General features: G+C 62.1%; 1 protein-coding gene. It reads left to right on the top strand.

Annotated features, from left to right (window positions below):
* A partial coding sequence (dxs, locus tag A1355_RS09135; RefSeq protein ID WP_064027230.1) for a 1-deoxy-D-xylulose-5-phosphate synthase occupies positions 1 to 1,695 on the top strand: 1,695 nt, incomplete at both ends.

Below are 1,695 nucleotides of genomic sequence, written 5' to 3' on the forward strand. Positions count from 1 at the left end.
CACCATCGCCAGCCCGACCGACATCCGCACGCTGGCGCCCGAGCAGCTCCAGGCCTTGGCCGACGAGGTGCGCCGGTTTCTGACCCATACCGTCAGCATTTCCGGCGGCCATTTCGCGGCCGGCCTGGGCACGGTGGAACTGACCGTGGCCTTGCATTATGTGTTTAACACTCCGGTCGATCAGCTGGTCTGGGATGTCGGCCATCAGGCCTATCCGCACAAGATTCTGACCGGTCGCAAGGACAGAATGACCACGATCCGCACCTTGGGCGGGGTGTCGGCCTTTCCGTGCCGGGCCGAGAGCGAATACGATGCCTTCGGCGTCGGCCATTCCTCGACTTCGATCAGCGCGGCCTTGGGCATGGCCATCGCTTCGCAGCTACGCGGCGAGGATAAGAAGATGGTGGCCATCATCGGCGACGGTTCGATCACCGGCGGCATGGCCTTCGAGGCGATGAATCATGCCGGCGACGTCAATGCCAATCTATTGGTGATTCTGAACGACAACGAGATGTCGATTTCGCCGCCGGTCGGGGCGATGAACAATTATCTGACCAAGATTTTGTCCAGCAAGCTGTATTCCTCGGTCCGTCAGGAAAGCAAGAAGGCCTTGTCCAGCATGCCCAGCGTTTGGGAGTTGGCGCGCAAGGCGGAAGAACACGTCAAGGGCATGATCGTGCCGGGGACTTTGTTCGAGGAGTTGGGCTTTAATTATTTCGGACCGATCGACGGCCACGATCTGGAGATCCTGGTGTCGACCCTGGACAAGCTCAAGGATTTGCGCGGACCGGTGTTTTTGCACGTGGTCACCAAGAAGGGCAAGGGCTATGCGCCGGCCGAGAAGGACCCCTTGGCTTACCACGGCGTGCCGGCCTTCGATCCGACCCAGGATTTTCTGCCCAAGGCGGCGCCGTCGCCGCATCCAACCTATACCGAGGTGTTCAGCCGTTGGTTGTGCGATATGGCGGCCGAGGACGAGCGGCTGCTGGGGATTACCCCGGCCATGCGCGAAGGCTCGGGGTTGGTCGAGTTTTCCCAGCAATACCCGAAACGCTATTTCGACGTGGCCATCGCCGAGCAGCACGCGGTGACCCTGGCCGCCGGCCAGGCTTGCCAGGGCGCCAAGCCGGTGGTGGCGATTTATTCGACCTTTTTGCAGCGCGGTTACGACCAGTTGATTCACGACGTGGCCTTGCAGAATCTGGATGTGTTGTTTGCGTTGGATCGAGCCGGTCTGGTCGGCCCGGACGGCCCGACCCATGCCGGCGCCTTCGACTACAGCTATCTGCGCTGCATTCCGAATATGTTGGTGATGGCCCCGGCCGACGAGAACGAGTGCCGGCAGATGCTGACCACCGGCTTCCATTACAATGGCCCGGCCTCGGTGCGCTATCCGCGCGGCAAGGGGCCCGGCGCGGCGATCGATCCGCGCCTGACCGACCTTGAGATCGGCCAGGGCGAGATTCGCCACCAGGGCGGCCGGATTGCCATCCTGGCCTGGGGGGCTATGGTCGCCCCGGCCGTCGAAGCCGGCAAGCAACTGGGTGCCACGGTGGCCAACATGCGCTTCGTCAAGCCCCTTGATGAAAGCTTGATTCTGGAACTGGCGAAAACCCACGACGTGTTCGTCACGGTCGAGGAAAACGTCATTGCCGGCGGGGCCGGTAGTGCGGTACTGGAATTCCTGCAAGCGCA

This window comes from Methylomonas koyamae, from assembly GCF_001644025.1.
In the GTDB taxonomy this organism is placed as follows: domain Bacteria; phylum Pseudomonadota; class Gammaproteobacteria; order Methylococcales; family Methylomonadaceae; genus Methylomonas; species Methylomonas koyamae_A.